The following is a 14,739-nucleotide window of genomic DNA, read 5'->3' as shown; positions in this document are numbered from 1 at the left end:
GCCGGCTCGCCTCGCCCGCTGCCACCCCCCCCCAGTCCGCCCGCGGCCCGCCGCCCCCCGCTGCGCCGAGCCCCCCGCCCCCCCCCGCGCCGCTGCACGGTGACCGCCGTGCCCGCGGCGGACGCCCCGCACTCGCCCGCCGCCTACTACCTGCCGCCCGCGCTGAACGGCTCCCGGCCGGGCACCTACTTCGCCAACACCTACCTCGCGCACGAGCGGTTCCGGTTCACCTCCGAGGCGCTCGCCTTCCACGAGGCGGTGCCCGGGCACCACGTCCAGCTGGCGCTGGCGCAGGAGTCGGCGGACCTGCCCGCGCTTCGCCGGCTGGCCTGGATCACCTCCTACATCGAGGGCTGGGGGCTCTACACCGAGCGCCTGGCCGAGGAGATGGGGCTGTACTCGGGCGATCTCGCGCTGCTCGGCGTGCTGGCGATGGACTCGCTGCGGGCGGCCCGCCTGGTCGTGGACACCGGGCTGCACGCCCGCGGCTGGGCGCGGGAGGAGGCGGTGGCCTTCCTCCGCGCCAACACCGCGATGGCGGAGGTGGACCTCCAGTCCGAGACCGACCGCTACATCGAGATGCCCGGCCAGGCGCTGTCGTACATGGTCGGCCGTCTGGAGCTGCAGCGCCTGCGGGCGCGGGCCGCGGCGGAGGCGGGTCCCGACTTCGACGTCCGGGCCTTCCACGACCTCGTCCTCGGCAACGGCCCGCTGCCGCTGTCGGTCCTCGACGACGTCCTCGCCGGCCGGCTGACGGCCGCCCGACCGAATCCCTGAACCCCACCCCTGGAGGCCTCCATGACACACCGAGAAGTCGAGCTGCTGGCCGTCGGGGCCGGGCCTGCCAACCTGGCCATGGCCGTCGCCCTGGAGGAGCTGGCACCCGATCTCGCCGAGCGGTCGCTGCTGATCGAGCGGCAGGAGAGGGTGTCCTGGCAGCCCGGGATGCTGCTGCGCGAGGCGCAGAGCCAGGTCTCGTTCCTCAAGGACCTGGTGACCCAGCGCAATCCGCTGAGCCGGTTCTCCTTCGTCAACTATCTCCACTCGATCGGCCGGCTGGACGACTTCATCAATCTGGGCACCTTCACTCCGTACCGGAGCGAGATGTCGGAGTACTTCGCCTGGGTGGCCTCCGAGCTGGCCAAGGTCCGGCTGGAGTGCGGCCGTTCGTGCGAGTCGGTGACGCCGCGGCGCAGCCCGGACGGCACGGTGACCGGCTGGCTGACGCGGCTCGCCGACGGTTCCACGGTGGGCAGCCGCTACCTGGTGATCGGGGCGGGACGCGACCCGCACGTTCCCGCGGTGTTCGGCGCGCTGCCGGCCGGGCGGCTGATCCACAGCACCGAGTACACCCGCAGAGTGGCGGAGCTGCCCAAGGACCGCGCGTACCGGGTGGTGGTGATCGGCGGGGCGCAGAGTGCGGCGGAGATGTTCAACGCCGTCCAGGCCGACCTGCCCGGCTGCCACCGGACGCTGGTGATGCGGTCGATCGGCCTGAGCCACTACGAGACGGGCAAGTTCACCAACGAGTTGTACTTCCCTTCCTTCACCGACGAGTTCTTCCGTGCGCAGCCCCGGGCGCGGGAGCAGATCCTCGCCGAGATGCACCGGACGAACTATGCCGGGCTCTCCCCCGATCTGCTCGACTCGCTGTACCGCCAGCTCTACCTGGACCGGCTGCACGGCGAGGAGCGGCTGCGGGTCGTCACCCTGGCGGACGTCACCGGCGCGGTGGAGCAGGACGGCGAGGTCCGGCTGGAGCTGACCGACCGGAAGTCCGGCGCGGCCGAGACGCTGGCCTGCGACCTGGTGCTGCTGGGGACGGGCTTCGTCCGCGAGCTGCCGGCGTCGGTGCGGCGGCTGCAGGAGTCGCTGGGCCTGGAGCGGGTCGAGGTCAGCCGGCACTACCGGCTGCTGCTGGACGGCCCGGCGACCGGCGCCTGCTACCTGCAGGGGATCAACGAGGCCACGCACGGCATCCCGGACTCGCTGCTGAGCGTGCTGGCGGTGCGCGGTGCGGAGATCGCCACCGACGTGGCCGCGCACCGCCGTGACACCGCGCTGGCCGGCCCGGGCGCCGAGCACCTGCTGAGTGCGGCCACGTCTGCCGCCTGATCTGCGAGAGGAGCGCACCATGGACATCCACGAGCTGGAGCCGGCGGAACTCAACGACGCCACCGGCCACTCCAAGCGGCTGCACCCCTGGCCGTCGCTGAACGCCCCGTTCGAGGGCGCGTTCAGCGTGATCCGGCCGCACACCGCCTCACCGCGGCACGCCCACCACGAGGGCGAGATCTTCATCGCGGCCTCCGGGACCGCCGTGGTGGAGTCGCGCGGCGAGCGGCGGCCGTTCCGGGCCGGCGACGTCGTGCACTTCCCGCCCGGGCAGGAGCACCAGATCCGCAACGAGACGGACACCGACTTCACCATGTTCAGCGTGTGGTGGGACACCGACATGGCGAAGGTCTTCCTCGCCCGCCACGAAAGCGAGTCCTGAGCCATGACCAGCCAGCCCCGCACCATCGTCATCGACACCCCGCCGACGCCCAACGGCAACCTCCATGTCGGCCACCTCGCCGGGCCGTTCATCGGCGCCGACGTGCACGCCCGGTACCTGCGGGCCACCGGGCGGCCGGTGCTGTACTCCTCGGGCACCGACGAGAGCCAGACCTATGTGCTGTCCAGTGCCCGCAAGGCCGGCACCACGCCGGAGCGGCTGAGCGGCGACTCCTGGTCGGCGATCAGGGAGACCCTCCGGCTGATGGGCATCTCCCTGGACGGCTTCGCACCGTACGACGACCGGTACCGCGCGACGGTGCTGGACTTCGTCCGGCCACTGTACGAGGCGGGGAAGTTCCGGCTGCGGACGGTGCGGCTGCCGTACTCGGAGCGGCTGGGCGAGTTCCTGGTCGAGGGCCTGGTCTGCGGCGACTGCCCGATCTGCCTGTCGGAGAGCCGCGGCGGCCTGTGCGAGACCTGCGGCCACCCGAACAACTACGACGAGCTGATCGACGCGCGCTCGACGGCCGACCCGACCGATGTGCTGACCGTCCGCGAGGCCGAGATCCTGGTGTTCCCGATGGAGGAGTACCGGGAGCAGCTGGAGGCGTACTACCGCGAGAGGCTGTCCGGATTCCGTCCGCACATGGCGCAGTTGATCCGCGAGCTGTTCGCCCGGCCGCTGCCCGACCTGCCGGTGACCTATCCGCTGTCCTGGGGCATCGCGGCGCCGTTCGCACAGACCCCGGGGCAGGTGGTCAACGCCTGGGTGGAGGGCATCCCGGCGGTGATGTACACGACGGCGTACGCGGCGGAGCAGTTGGGCGAGCGCCCCGAGGGGCCGACCGACGAGCTGTGGCGCGCCGAGCGGGGCAACCGCCTGGTGTACTTCATCGGTTTCGACAACATCTGGTTCTGGGGGCTGACGCACCTCGCGCTGATCATGGCGCACGAGGGCCGCTACATCGTGCCGGACGCCATGGTGGTGAACGAGTTCTACGAGCTGGAGAACGAGAAGTTCTCCACCAGCCGGGGCCATGTGCTGTACTGCGACGAGCTGTTGGCCGAGGTGCCGCGCGACTTCGTCCGCTACTACCTGGCGCTGGCGAATCCGGAGAACCAGCGGACCAACTTCAGTCGGGCCGCGCTCACCAAGGTGGTCGAGCAGCGGCTCGCCGCGCCGTGGCGCAGGCTGGCGGCCGGTCTGGAGCGGGCCGCCGAGGCGGTCGGCACGGGTGTGCTGCCGGTCTCCGCGGCGGCGCGCGAGCGCGCCGCGATCGTGCTGGAGCGGTTCGCGCTCTGCTACGAGCTGGAGGGGTACAGCCCGACCCGGGCGGCGGATCTGATCGCCGTCCAGCTGGAGCGGCTGGCGCGCTGGTGCGACCGGCTCGGCGAGGGCGTGGACGGCCCGGACCGGGAGCGGCTCGGCGACCTGTTCCTGGAGGTCAAGGTGCTGATCGCGGCGGCCTCGCCGATCCTCGTCGACCTGGCGGAGGCGGCCGCCGAGCGCGGCGGCTTCGACGGGCTGATGACGGCGGAGGCGTTCCGGGTCAGCGAGGTCAAGCCCTTCGAACTGCCGTCGCTGGGCTGAGTGCTGCGCGGTCGCGGCCTCCGGTCTCCGGCCGGGGGCCGCGTCCGGCGCCGAGGGGTTTCATGATGCGGATCATCGTGGTGGGGGCGGGCGTGGTCGGCCTGCTCACCGCCTGGGAGTGCCATCGGGCGGGGGCCGCCGTCACGCTGCTGGAACAGGACCGGGTCCCCTCGGCGGGGGCCGCCTCGTACGACCGGCACCGGGTGCTGCGGGCCTTCCACCGCGGCGATCCGGGCCTCGCCCGGGCGGCGCAGGAGGCCCACCGGCTCTGGCTCGACTGGGAGCGGGTGCTCGACGCCGACCTCTACCGGCGGGTCGGCGCGCTGAGCCTGCTGGATCCGGCGGACGCGCCCGGACAACTGGAGCTGCTGCGCTCGGCCCGGGTCGCCGCCGACCTGCTGCACGGGCGGGAGCTCCGGGCCCGCTGCCCGTACCTGGCGGTGCCGGCCGGGGCCGCCGGCCTACTGGAACGGGACGCCGGGGTGCTGCTCGCGGACCGGGTGCTGACCGCCCTCGCGGACGGCCTGACCCGGCTCCCGGACGTCCGGGTCGAGGCGGGCCGGCAGGTCGCCGCGCTGGACGCGGACGGCTCGGGCGTGGTGCTGGCGGACGGTGAGCGGCTGCGCGGCGATGCCGTCGTGGTCGCGGCCGGCCCCTGGTCCCGCTCGCTGCTGGAGCCCGCGCAGGGCTCCGACCTGCGGCTGTACCGGCAGACCCTGCTGTACTGCGAGGTCCCGGCGGGGCGGCGGGAGGCCTGGGAGCGAGCGCCGGCGATCCCGGCGCTGGGCACCCCCGCGGGAGCCTGGCTGGTGCCCCCGGTGGCCGGCACTCCGCTGAAGCTCAGCGCCTCCGCGGCCTGCCGGGAGGTCGCGGGGATCGACGGCCGGGAGGCGCCGCGGGAGCTGCGCGCCTTCCTGGTGGAGCACTTCACCGGGCTGGTGGCCGGGTTCGCGCCGTCCTGGGTGCGCTCGGCCGCGGACAGCTACTACCTGGCCGAGGCCGGCACGCACGGCCCCAGGCTCTGCCGCCCGTCGACCGGACCGGCCTGGGTCTACGCGGCCTGCGGCGGCTCCTCGTTCAAGTTCGCCCCGCTGATCGGCCGGGCCCTGGCCCGGCGGGCCACGGGCCGCGAGCCGCAGGAACCGACCGGGCTCCCGTTCCTCGACCACCCCTTCCCGACCACCCCGCCCGAGGAGGCGACTGCGCCGTGAAACTGCTCGCCCTGGAAGCCCGTCAGAACGGCACCTACTACCACTCCCGCTACCGGCAGGTGGAGGAGTTCGGCGGCGATCTGCACGTCCTCAACGGCATCGGAGAGCCGGACTACTGGGCGCCGGGCCGCTACCGGATCGCCGGGTCGCAGCACATCGACGACCTGGTGGCCGCGGCCCGTTCCTGGCACGAGGAGGAGCGGTTCGACGGGATCCTCACCTTCTCCGAGTCGGCGGTGGTCGCCGTCGCGGCCGTCGCCGAGGCGCTGGGCCTGCCGGGCATCGGCCTGGAGGCGGCCAGGACCAGCCGCAACAAGCTGCTGATGCGCCGCGCGCACGCCGCGGGGGGCGCCCCGCACCCGGACTTCCGCTTCGTCCCGGACCTCGCGGCGGCCCTGCGGGCGGGCGAGGACCTCGGCTACCCGGTGATCCTCAAGCCCACGCTGGGCGCCGCCAGCAACTACGTCTTCCGGATCGACTCCGCGGACGACATGGCCCGGCGCTTCCCGCAGGCCGAGGCCGGCCTGGCCGGGATGACCTGGTCGGCCATGGAGGTCCGGGGCGTGGACCTCGGGCCGCACGGGCTGCTGGTGGAGTCCTTCCTGAACGGCCGCGAGATGCAGATCGAGGCCGCGGTGTGGGACGGGGAGGTGTTCCTGGGGTCGGTCGTCGACCGGATCACCGTCGAGGGCGGCACCTTCGACGACGACGTCCACCGCGCACCGACCTCGCTCGGCACGGACGAGGTCGAACAGGTGCGGCTCGCGGTGGCCGCCGGCATCCGCGCGCAGGGCATCCGGCGCGGCGTGGTCCACGCCGAGGTGCGGTTCCACGACGGCCGGCCGCACCTGCTGGAGATCGCGGCCCGTCCGGGCGGCGGCGACCTGGACTCGTTCGCCCGGGTCACCGCCGGCCACTGCCCGATCCGCGCCCTGATGGCGGCCGCCCGCGGCGAGCGGCCCGCGCTGCGGCCGTTCACCCCGACCGGGGTGCACATCGCCGGCATGGTGCTGCTCTGCGCGGCCGGCCGGATCGAGGAGATCGAGCTGCCGGAGACCGCCGGCGAGCCCGGCAAGGAGTTCTTCGTCAAGATCACCGCACGGCCGGGCGACCTGATCAGGCGCCCGCCCGAGGGCAACAACATCCTCGGCTTCCTCGGCTGCGCCGACAGCTCCTTCGAGGAGGCCATGCGCAGGGCCACCGAGTTCGCCGACAACGTGAGAGTCCGGGTCGGCCGATGAGCCGCCCGGCCGACCGAGGGGAGCACCTCCAGTGATCGACTACAACCGCAGGCGGTTCCGGGGCGAGTCCGCCGCACCCGACGCCGAGGCCACCGTCGCCGTGTACCGCCAGGCCGGCGACCTCCTGTGGGGCGAGTCCGAGGGCGGCTCCGTCCGCCGCGGCTCGCTCACCGGGGTGGTCCACACCGACGGCTCCGCCGAGTTCGCGTACACCATGGTGCTCGCGGGCGGCGAGGTGGTCGCCGGACACTGCGTCAGCACCCCGGAGTTCCTGCCGGACGGGCGGATCCGGCTGACGGAGATCTGGGAGCGGTTCGGCGAGAACGCCGACCGGGGCGTGTCCTACCTCATCGAACTCCCCTCCGGCTCCTGACCGTTCGCTGCCCGACCGCTCGCCGCCCGGCCGCGCGAAGGCCCGCCACCTGGACCGTACGCCGTCGATCCGCCCCTTGCCGAGGAGACGCCCCGCTCATGGAAATCGTCCCTGTCCCGCATTCCTCCCATCCGCAGACCGACCTGGTCGAACTGACCGATGACGAGTCCGCCCGCACCGCCCGGACCGCCGCCGCACTGTGCTCGCCCGAGCACCGCGTCGACGACCCGCAGTGGGTGGCCCGGGCCCGCGCCGCGTGGAGCGAACTGCCCTTGTCCGTACGGCAGAAGGTCCATGCGTTCCGCCGCCGGGCCGGCGACACCGGCACCCTGCTGATCCGCAACCTCCCGCTCGGCGAGGACCCGGTCCCCGCCACGCCCTCGGTGAGCGGCTCGGTGCAACGCGACACCACGGTGGCCGCCGCCGTCCTGATGATGCTGGCCTGCGGACTCGGCGACCCGGCCGCCTTCCGCGCGGAGAAGTCCGGCGCCCTGGTCCAGGACGTCGTCCCGGTGCCCGGCCAGGAGGACTTCCAGGGCAACGCCGGCTCGGTGGCCCTGATGATGCACAACGAGAACGCCTTCCACCGGCACCGGCCCGACCTCGTCATGCTGCTCTGCCTGCGGGCCGACCACGAGCAGGTCGCCGGGCTGCGGACCTCGTGCATCCGCGAGGCGCTGCCGCTGCTCACCGCCGAGACCCGGGAGGCGCTGTCCCTCGCCGAGTTCAGCACCCAGCCGCCGCCGTCCTTCGGCTCCGGCGGCGCCCCGACCCCGCCGCACGCCGTGCTGTTCGGCGACCCACTCGACCCGGACATCCGGGTCGACTTCGCCGCCACCTCGGGCCTAGGCCCGCGCGCCGAGAAGGCGCTGACCGAACTGGAGGCCGCCCTGGACCGGGTCAGCCGGACCGTCCGGCTGCTGCCCGGCGAACTCGCCGTCGTCGACAACCGCACCACCCTGCACGGCCGGACGGCCTTCCGGCCCCGCTACGACGGACAGGACCGCTGGCTGCAGCGGGCGTTCGTCCTCAACGACCTGCGGCGCTCCCGCGACCACCGGCCCGACGACGGCTACGTCCTGGTCCGCTGAGGCTCCACCGTCTCCCCACCACCCACCTCAGAACGGTAGTCGGTGCATGAGTGAGAACGACGTCGTGATCGTCGTCGGCAGCGGCCTGCGCCGCTACCGCGAGTACCTGCTGGCCGGAGCCGCCCGGCGCCACCCGGTGTGGCTCCTCGACGCGGCCGCCCCCGACTGGCAACTCCCCTATGTGACCGGGGCGGACACCGTCCCGCTGCTCGACCGCGCCCGTCTGGTGCCCGACGCCGAGGGCCTGCTGGCCACCGCCGCGCGGATCGCCGCCGAGCGCCCGGTGGCCGGGGTGTTCACCTACGACGAGACCCTGGTCATGGCCACCGCCCGGATCGCCGAGCAGCTGGGCCTGCCCGGCCTCTCGGTGGACGGCGCGGACGCCTGCCGCAACAAGCACCGCACCCGCACCGCCCTCACCGCGGCCGGCCTGCCGCAACCCGCCTTCGGCTACGCCACCACCGAGGCGGAGGCCCGGGCCCACGCCGACCGGATCGGCTACCCGCTGGTGCTCAAGCCGCGCGGCATGGGCGCCAGCATCGGCGTGGTGCGCGCCGACCGCGAGGCGGAGCTGTCGGCCGCCTTCACCGTCGCCGAGCGGGCCGGCCACGGCGGCGCCCCCGCGTACGAAGGCGGCGTCCTGCTGGAGGAGTTCGTCCACGGCCCGGAGATCAGCGTGGACGGGGCCACCCGGCACGGGGAGTACCGGCCCTTCTTCGTCGCGCACAAGAGCCTCGGCAGCGAGCCGTACTTCGAGGAGGCCGGGCACGTGGTCTGCGCCGACGACCCGCTGCTGCGCGATCCGCACCTGCTCGACGTCCTCACCCGGGCGCACCGCGCGCTCGGCCTGCGGGACGGCATCACCCACACCGAGGTCAAACTCACCGACCGCGGCCCGGTGGTGATCGAGGTCAACGCGCGGCTCGGCGGCGATCTCATCCCCTACCTCGGCAAGCTGGCCACCGGCATCGACCCGGCAGCCGTCGCCGCCGACCTCGCCACCGGCACACCGCCCGATCTGGAGCCCGCCACCACCGCGACCACGGGCATCCGCTTCCGCTACCCGAAGCAGGACTGCACCGTCGCCCGCATCCACCTCCCGGCACCCGGCGAACTGCCCGGCCTGGTGGCCGCGGAGGCGATGGCCGAGCCCGGCGCCCGCCTGCTGCTCCCGCCCAACGGCTACCTCTCCCGCTACGCCTACGTGATCTGCACGGCGGACAGCCCCGAGGAGTGCCGGGCCCGCCTGGACGAGGCGGAGCGGGCCGTACTCCTGGAGGCTCAGCCGCTCGAACCGTAGCGGCCCCGGCCCGGATGCCCGGCCGCACCCGACCGGTGCAGCCGGCCCGAGCCGTCCGTTCGCCGTGCGCGGGGCGACCCTCCGCCGCAGCCGACTCCACACCCGAAGGGGATCCATGCCTCTCACCGACACCATCCCGACCGCCTCGACAACTCCCCGGCGCCCCGGCCGTATCTCGACCCCGCGCCGGTTCCTGATGTGCCCACCGCGCCATTTCGACGTGACCTACTCCATCAACCCCTGGATGGACCCGACCAAGCCCGTCGACGGCAGACTCGCCCTCGCCCAGTGGACCGAACTGCGGAACCTCTACGAGGAGCTGGGCCACACCGTCGACATCATCGAGCCCGAACCGGGTCTGCCCGACATGGTGTTCGCCGCCAACGGCGCCACGGTGGTGGACGGCCGGGTGTTCGGCGCCCGGTTCCGCCACGTCGAGCGCACCTCGGAGGGGCCCGCGTATCTGCGCTGGTTCCTCGACAACGGCTACCGCGACGTCCACTGGCCCGAGCACATCAACGAGGGCGAGGGCGACTACCTGGTCGTCGGGCGCCGCATCCTGGCCGGCACCGGGTTCCGCACCGACCCGAGGTCGCACGCCGAGGCCCAGGAGTACTTCGGGCTCCCGGTGATCGGACTCACGCTGGTCGACCCGGAGTTCTACCACCTCGACACCGCACTCGCCGTCCTCTCCGACGAGGAGGTCATGTACTACCCGGAGGCCTTCACCCCGGGCAGCCGCTCCGTCCTGCGCGAACTGTTCCCGGACGCCATCCGGGCCACCGCGGAGGATGCCGCGGTCTTCGGCCTGAACGCGCTGTCGGACGGCCGGCACGTCCTGCTGCCCGACTCCGCCGCCCACCTCAAGGAGCGCCTGCGCGAACGCGGCTTCGAGCCGATCGGCGTCGACCTCACCGAACTCCTCAAGGCCGGCGGCAGCGTGAAGTGCTGCACCCTCGAACTGCGCGGCTGACCGACGGACACCCCGGGCGGAGGCCGCTGCCGGCCTCCGCCCCCGGCACCGCCCGCGCCGCTCGAAGAGAGCTCGGAACGGGACGTCGACGCCGTCCTCCCGCAGTTGCTTCAGCGGCTGCCTCATGCACTCCCCGGCCGAGGCCCCGTCCGCCCGCACCGGCTCCGCCGACGTGCCACGAGTCGCGGCGAAGGTCCACGCCGGGCGCCTGTCCCGGACCCGCTCCGCATCCACCCGGATCACGGCGTTCACACCCTGCGCACCGAGCCACTCCAGGATCACCGGCGTGACGTCCTCCACGCCGCCGTCCGGCTCCGCCCAGCGGTTCTTCGGCCCTCGGCCCCTCGCGTCCGCCACGCGGACGAACCTGCCGCCGACACCGCCCGGGTCCCGCTCCGGCTGCTGCTCCACGCTCCGCTCGGCGTCCGGCGGCTGCCCGACCCGTCGTTGCGGGAATATATTTGACGCGCGTAGACAAATCGGACCTTTCGGCAGTGCAGGCGCTTGCCGAAAGCTTCTGAAAGAGCGTCAGACAGCCTCTTGCGAGCGCTCGTTAACAGGTGCTAGCGTGCTCGCGTCATCAGGGAGTAGGCATATATGACGTATACCGCGTCGGCCAATACCGAAGAGACCGGACCCACGTTTCTCGTCCTGGGGCCCCTCGGAATTACCGACGGGCTGGACGTCATCCCCCTGCAGTCCTCGAAACCCGCGAACCTGCTCGCCGCACTGCTGCTGCACGCGAACTCCCCGGTGTCCGGGGAGTTCCTGCAGCAGGTGGTGTGGGGCGACGAGCGGCCGGCGACGGCCCGGGCCGCGCTGCACACCTGCGTGCAGCGGCTGCGCCGGCTGTTCGCGCGGTACGGCCTGGCCTCCGACCTGGTCGCGGCGGTCCCCGGCGGTTACCGCATCCGCGCCGGCTCGGGCAGCCTGGACCTGATGCTCTTCCGCGAGTTACTCGGGCGGGCCGGCGTCGAACCCGACCCGGACCGCGAACTGGTCCTGCTGCGCGAGGCCCTGGCGCTGCGCCAGGGACCGCTGCTGGCCAACGTCCGCTCGGAGACCCTGCACCGCGAGGTGGTCCCGCGCATCGCCGAGGAGTGGCTGCGCGCGATGGAGCGGGTCTTCGACATCCAGCTGGCCCTGGGCCGCTGTCGCGAGGTGCTCGCCGAACTCTGGCCCGCCGCCCGCTCCCACCCGGTGCACGAGCGCTTCTGGGAACAGCTGGTGGAGGCCCTCTACCGCACCGGTCGGCAGGCCGAGGCACTGGCCGAGCACCGAAGAATCAAGGAGTACCTGCGCGGCGAGCTCGGCGTGGACCCGGGCCCCGGACTGCGCCGGCTGGAGGCCGCCGTGCTCCGCGGCGAGGACCTCGGCCGCAGCTCGGACGCCGTCCGCATCCTGCCGCCCGAACACCCTCCCCCTGCCGTCCTGCCGGAGCCGACACCGCCACCGCCGCCGCCTCCCCCGCCGCCGTCCGGGCCGTCCGGCCCGCCCGGCCCGCCCGGCCCGCCGGCCGAGGCTCCCGACACCGTCCTGCGGCGCCTGGTGGACGCGGGCCTGCTGGCCGAGGAGCACGGCGGCCGCTACCGGATGCACGAGCTGCTGAGCATGCTCGCCCGGGGTGCCGCCGCCGCCGGGCCCGGCCCGGGCCCCGGGCCGGTGAGCGCCGGTCCGGCGGGCCCGTGAAACACGACGGCCCGACCGCCACCGGGACGGGTCCGCGGCGGGAACGGGCCGGAACCAGCACCGAAACGGGATTGCGCACGCAAACCGCACGCGACAGGGGCAGGGAGCCGATGACCGCCGTGTACGACGAGATCGCCGGAACGCGTCCGCGCATTCGCCGCGACGTGCTGTTCACCGAGACGCCGACGGGAGTTCTCTTCCGGAATTCAAGAGGCGGCTTCGCCGTGAATTCCGGATCGGCCTACAGATTCGCCTCACTGCTGGTCCCCCACCTGAACGGCGAGAAAAGCGTGGTGGAGATCTGCGCGGGACTCGGCGAGAAGCAGCGGGACCTGGTCGCGCAGCTGGTCAGCACCCTCTACGAGCGCGGGTTCGCCCGGCACGTGCCGCCCGGCAGCGACGGCCTGGACGCCCTGCCCGCCGCGGTCGCCGCCCGGTTCACCCCGCAGATCGACTACATCGACCACTACACGGGCGGCGCCGGCGAGCGCTTCCTGCGCTTCCGGACCGCCCGGGTGGCGGTGCTGGGCACCGACGAGGTCGCCGCCTGGTGCGCCCTCGGCCTGGTGCGCAACGGCATCGCCGCGGTGGCGGTCCCGGCCGCGCCCGCCGGCGGCGCCGACCCGTTCGCCGAGGCCGCCGAGGAGGCCCGGCTGATCCGGGCGGACGGCTGCCCGGTCGAGCTGGTCCGGCTCGACGGCAACCGGGCGCACCCCGACGGCGGGGGTCTGCCCGCCGGGTACGAACTGGTGGTGGCCTCCGAGGGGCCGCACGCACTGCTCGGGATGCTGACGGCGGGCATCCCCGAGGGCACCCGGCTGCTGCCCGCCTGGACATTCGGCGGGCAGGCCGTGGTCGGCCCGCTCACCGGCGGGTCCGCGCCCGGCTGCTGGGCCTGTGCCGCGCTGCGGCTCGGCTCCGGGCCCGGTGCCGCGGGCGCGGCCGCCGAGCTGTGGCGCGGCGCCGGTCTGGGCGGCGGGCCGCGGCCGCGGCCCGGCCGCCCGCTGGCCGCGATGATCGGCAACCTGCTGGCGTACGAGGTGTTCCGGCTGACCACCGGGGCGCCGGCGGCGGAGACCGAGGGCCGGGTGCTGCTGCAGGACCTGGATTCGCTGGACGTGGCGGCCGAACCGCTGCTGCCGCACCCGCACTGCCCGTTCTGCCGGCCGGAGCAGGAGCCGGCGGCCGGACCGGCGCCGCAGGAGCCGGCGGTGGCGTCGGCGGACGCGGCGGCCGACCGCCCCGACGCGCTGGTGGCCGCGGCTGCCGACGGCGACGACGGCGAGGCGGTGCTCGCCGGGTTGGAGTCCCGGGCCGTCCTCGTCCAGCCGCACGCCGGGGTGTTCACCGCGTACGCCGACGACGACTGGGAGCAGACCCCGCTGAAGGTCGCCACCGTGCGGCTCGGCACCGGGCCCGGTGCGGTACGCGAGGTGTCGGCGTTCGACGTGCACCATGTGGCGGGGGCCCGGGTGCGGGCCCTGCACCGGGCCGCCGAGGTGTACGCCCACCACGTGCTGACCCCGGATCTGCTGCCCTCCACCGCACGTCCCGCCGGCCCGGAGCCGGACCTGCCCCGGGTGGACCCGGCGCGGCTCTCCACCGCGAGCGGCTCCGGCGCCCCGGCCGGCTCCTGGACGATTGCGCACTCGCTGCTGGACGGCGCGGCCGCGCTGGTGCCCACGGCGGCGGTGCACCCGTTCGGCGCCGCCAACCGCGACCGGATCTGCCTGGCCACCGCGGCCGGCACCGGTGCCGGGGCGAGCCCGGCCGCCGCCGCGGCCCGCGGTCTGCTCACCGCGCTGTCCCTGCAGGCGCTGCTCGCCGCGGTCCGCGGGACGGCCGAGGTGACGGCGGTCCAGGACGGCGCGGACCTGGCCGCCGCGGCCGGCGAGGAGCGCGAACTGGCCTTCCTGCTGCGCTCGGCGAAGACCCTGGGCCTGGCGGTCGACCTGCTCGACCTGGGCGCGGGCGGGCAGGCCGCTCCCGTGCTGCTCGCCCGGACGGAGGACCCGGCGACCGGCCGGGCCCGCTGGGCGGTCGGCAGCGCGCTGACGGCGCGCCGGGCCGCCGTGGACGCGCTGCGCGACCTGCTCGGGCAGGTGCAGCTGGAGCAGCAGCAGCCGGGGGCCGCCGACCCGGGGGACCCGCTGCTCGGGGACTTCGACCCGCGCACCCTGACCCCGTCCGGGCCGTCCGCGCTGCCCGCGGACGGGCCGGCCGGCTGGCCCGTCCTGCTGGAGCGGCTGAGCCGGCGGGGCGACGAGGCGCTGGTGGTGCGCACCGGTTCGGCCGATCTGCGGGCGGCCGGCGTCCATGTGGCGCGGGTGGTGCTGGTGCCGGCGGTGGCCCGTGACCGCTGACACGGCGGTGCCCGAGACGCTGCCGGACGCCCCGGCGGCGGCACCGTGGGAGGCGGTCTGCCGCGCCCTGGAGCGGCTCGTGGCCTCGGCACCCGACCCGTCCGCGCCCGGCACCGGGCCGGCGCCGCTGGCGGTCCGGCCGCTCGGTGTGCGGGACGAACTGACCTGCTCTGCCGAGCCGTTCACGGCAGCGGACGGCGCCGCGCGGCCCGTCCCGGTGCATCTGCACGGCCACCAGGCCGTCGTGGGCCCGTTCCCCGGGCCTGCCGGGACGGCCGGGCGGGGCCCCAGCCCGCGCTGCCTGGCCCGCCGCTGGCACGCGCTGCGCCCGCCGGCCGACCGCGACGCGCAGGAACTCGGCGCGCGGCCCCGGGCGGCGGGCGCGCCGCCGATTGCCACCCCCCCGGC

12 protein-coding genes and 1 pseudogene are annotated in these 14,739 nt (G+C 74.6%); all 13 read left to right on the top strand.

Translation table 11 applies throughout. The annotated features are described in order from the left end of the window. Positions 1-18: 18 nt before the first annotated feature. Positions 19-777, top strand: coding sequence for a DUF885 domain-containing protein (locus tag ACFV0G_RS19790; protein WP_380549103.1), 759 nt, complete (start codon positions 19-21; stop codon positions 775-777). A 21-nt stretch (positions 778-798) separates the two neighbouring features. Then, on the top strand, positions 799-2,115 hold the full coding sequence (locus tag ACFV0G_RS19785) for a SidA/IucD/PvdA family monooxygenase (protein WP_380549100.1): 1,317 nt from the start codon (positions 799-801) through the stop codon (positions 2,113-2,115). 19 nt (positions 2,116-2,134) lie between these two features. Next, the gene (locus ACFV0G_RS19780; protein WP_380549097.1) at positions 2,135-2,497 is read left to right on the top strand and encodes a cupin domain-containing protein; all 363 of its coding nucleotides are present in this window, start codon (positions 2,135-2,137) and stop codon (positions 2,495-2,497) included. Positions 2,498-2,500: 3 nt separating this feature from the next. After that, positions 2,501-4,090 carry a class I tRNA ligase family protein gene (locus ACFV0G_RS19775; protein ID WP_380549093.1) on the top strand — a complete coding sequence of 530 codons (1,590 nt, stop codon included), beginning with the start codon at positions 2,501-2,503 and terminating at the stop codon, positions 4,088-4,090. A gap of 62 nt (positions 4,091-4,152) precedes the next feature. Then, positions 4,153-5,301 (top strand): NAD(P)/FAD-dependent oxidoreductase, encoded by a 1,149-nt coding sequence (locus ACFV0G_RS19770; protein WP_380549090.1) that lies wholly within the window; start codon positions 4,153-4,155, stop codon positions 5,299-5,301. Next, on the top strand, positions 5,298-6,542 hold the full coding sequence (locus tag ACFV0G_RS19765; RefSeq protein WP_380549086.1) for an ATP-grasp domain-containing protein: 1,245 nt from the start codon (positions 5,298-5,300) through the stop codon (positions 6,540-6,542). Before ACFV0G_RS19770 ends, ACFV0G_RS19765 begins: the two co-directional genes overlap by 4 nt. Positions 6,543-6,573: 31 nt before the next feature. Further along, positions 6,574-6,915, top strand: a complete 342-nt coding sequence (locus tag ACFV0G_RS19760) for a hypothetical protein (protein ID WP_380549083.1) — start codon at positions 6,574-6,576, stop codon at positions 6,913-6,915. A 98-nt stretch (positions 6,916-7,013) separates the two neighbouring features. Further along, on the top strand, positions 7,014-8,006 hold the full coding sequence (locus ACFV0G_RS19755; protein ID WP_380549080.1) for a TauD/TfdA family dioxygenase: 993 nt from the start codon (positions 7,014-7,016) through the stop codon (positions 8,004-8,006). Positions 8,007-8,052: 46 nt separating this feature from the next. After that, positions 8,053-9,306: an ATP-grasp domain-containing protein gene (locus ACFV0G_RS19750; protein WP_380549076.1), complete on the top strand. Its 1,254-nt coding sequence runs from the start codon at positions 8,053-8,055 to the stop codon at positions 9,304-9,306. A gap of 115 nt (positions 9,307-9,421) precedes the next feature. Then, positions 9,422-10,279 (top strand): dimethylargininase, encoded by an 858-nt coding sequence (gene ddaH / locus ACFV0G_RS19745; protein WP_380549073.1) that lies wholly within the window; start codon positions 9,422-9,424, stop codon positions 10,277-10,279. 597 nt (positions 10,280-10,876) lie between these two features. Next, positions 10,877-11,968 carry a BTAD domain-containing putative transcriptional regulator gene (locus ACFV0G_RS19740; RefSeq protein WP_380549070.1) on the top strand — a complete coding sequence of 364 codons (1,092 nt, stop codon included), beginning with the start codon at positions 10,877-10,879 and terminating at the stop codon, positions 11,966-11,968. Positions 11,969-12,078: 110 nt separating this feature from the next. Then, the gene (locus tag ACFV0G_RS19735; protein WP_380549067.1) at positions 12,079-14,331 is read left to right on the top strand and encodes a TOMM precursor leader peptide-binding protein; all 2,253 of its coding nucleotides are present in this window, start codon (positions 12,079-12,081) and stop codon (positions 14,329-14,331) included. Continuing rightward, positions 14,321-14,739, top strand: a pseudogene (locus ACFV0G_RS19730) (bacteriocin biosynthesis protein SagD); the annotation flags it as partial. The gene ACFV0G_RS19735 and the pseudogene ACFV0G_RS19730, both read left to right, overlap by 11 nt.

Origin of the sequence: Kitasatospora sp. NPDC059571, from assembly GCF_042735675.1 — a bacterium.
Taxonomy (GTDB): Bacteria; Actinomycetota; Actinomycetes; order Streptomycetales; family Streptomycetaceae; genus Kitasatospora.
This window is presented reverse-complemented; position numbering and strand designations above follow the sequence as displayed.

Excerpts from the sequence above, each read along its gene's own strand:
- ACFV0G_RS19785 (WP_380549100.1), top strand. The coding sequence starts at position 799 with ATGACACACCGAGAAGTCGAGCTGCTGGCCGTCGGGGCCGGGCCTGCC.
- ACFV0G_RS19780 (WP_380549097.1), top strand. The coding sequence starts at position 2,135 with ATGGACATCCACGAGCTGGAGCCGGCGGAACTCAACGACGCCACCGGC.
- ACFV0G_RS19775 (WP_380549093.1), top strand. The coding sequence starts at position 2,501 with ATGACCAGCCAGCCCCGCACCATCGTCATCGACACCCCGCCGACGCCC.
- ACFV0G_RS19770 (WP_380549090.1), top strand. The coding sequence starts at position 4,153 with ATGATGCGGATCATCGTGGTGGGGGCGGGCGTGGTCGGCCTGCTCACC.
- ACFV0G_RS19755 (WP_380549080.1), top strand. The coding sequence starts at position 7,014 with ATGGAAATCGTCCCTGTCCCGCATTCCTCCCATCCGCAGACCGACCTG.
- ACFV0G_RS19750 (WP_380549076.1), top strand. The coding sequence starts at position 8,053 with ATGAGTGAGAACGACGTCGTGATCGTCGTCGGCAGCGGCCTGCGCCGC.
- ddaH (WP_380549073.1), top strand. The coding sequence starts at position 9,422 with ATGCCTCTCACCGACACCATCCCGACCGCCTCGACAACTCCCCGGCGC.
- ACFV0G_RS19740 (WP_380549070.1), top strand. The coding sequence starts at position 10,877 with ATGACGTATACCGCGTCGGCCAATACCGAAGAGACCGGACCCACGTTT.
- ACFV0G_RS19735 (WP_380549067.1), top strand. The coding sequence starts at position 12,079 with ATGACCGCCGTGTACGACGAGATCGCCGGAACGCGTCCGCGCATTCGC.